This window comes from Streptomyces mutomycini (genome assembly GCF_001700505.1).
Lineage (GTDB): Bacteria > Actinomycetota > Actinomycetes > Streptomycetales > Streptomycetaceae > Streptomyces > Streptomyces mutomycini.
Genome location: NZ_MAPV01000401.1, coordinates 1 through 1,045, shown reverse-complemented (window position 1 = coordinate 1,045; position 1,045 = coordinate 1). Strand labels below are relative to the sequence as shown.

At 67.9% G+C, this 1,045-nt stretch carries 2 protein-coding genes; both read right to left on the bottom strand.

The window, feature by feature from the left end:
• On the bottom strand, nucleotides 1-406 hold a 406-nt coding region (locus tag BFF76_RS30735), incomplete at its 3' end, for a hypothetical protein (RefSeq protein ID WP_065849519.1).
• Nucleotides 407-593: 187 nt separating this feature from the next.
• On the bottom strand, nucleotides 594-1,045 hold a 452-nt coding region (locus BFF76_RS30730; protein ID WP_208604905.1), incomplete at its 5' end, for a pentapeptide repeat-containing protein.

Below are 1,045 nucleotides of genomic sequence, written 5' to 3'. Positions count from 1 at the left end.
GCGGCCGACCGCGCTCGACTTCTTTCTGGTGGAGCAGGTGCTGACGCTCAGTCCAGTCGCGCAGGACGGCGCGGGCCTCGTCCGGTGTGGCGTCGATCGCGGCCGCGATCTCGGTCCAGGTGGCCCCGAGGAGGATGGCCTCTCGGATGTCGCCCCCGCGGCGGGCGGCGAGGTCGCGCCGCATCGACTCCGACAGGGCGAGCACGGCCAGCACATCGCCGGCGTCACCACGCTCGACAGGCTCGGGGAAGTCTGCGGGCAGTGTCCTGTTCATCAGCCGGTCCACATGGCCTGCGCGCTTCTCCATCTGCCAGGAGAGCGAGACCCGTCCGCTGGTGATCGTGCGGACGTCGTCGGGGCGGCGGACCGTGAGGTCGGTCCAGTGCTCGTGCGCGGGTGTGCCCATGAAGCCCCCTCAGTCGGCCGGGCCCGGTGGCGTCGGCGTCCGATCAGCACCCTAGGGGGCTAAATGGGGGGGCGCCAATACGGAACGGATCCCAATGGAACGGGCACCCGTTTTTTGACCTGTTTGGGCGTTTCGGCGGATTGGATTGGCTCCAGGGGGCGAAGACAACCGTTTCCGCCCCCACTGGCTACGGATTTACTCGCCACTCTGCGGGGATGTCCCCCACCTCCGCGGGGGGATTGTCGAGAGGAAGCCCACGCGGAGCTTCACCTATCGCCCGAGAGAAGGACATCCCGCCACCGGAGAACGTCGCATCTTCGAAGTCCACGTTGCTGCCGGAGAACGTTGCGCGACGGAAGGACACATGGCCCCCGGAGAATGTTGCGCCGCCGAGGGACACCCTGCCGCCCGAGAACGTCGCGTCGTCGAAGGACACCGTGCCGCCGGAGAATGTTGCGCCGTCGAAGGACACCCTGGCGCCGGAGAAACTCGCGCCGTGGAAGTTCAAGGGGCCGTCGATGATGACGCCGGTGAGGTCTAGGTCGCAGCCCTGCCAGGAGCGGTGTGCCCCCCGCTGGCGTCGGTAGTGGTCGCCTATGAGGCGCAGGATCGTGTGGCGCACCTTGCGAAATGCCAGGT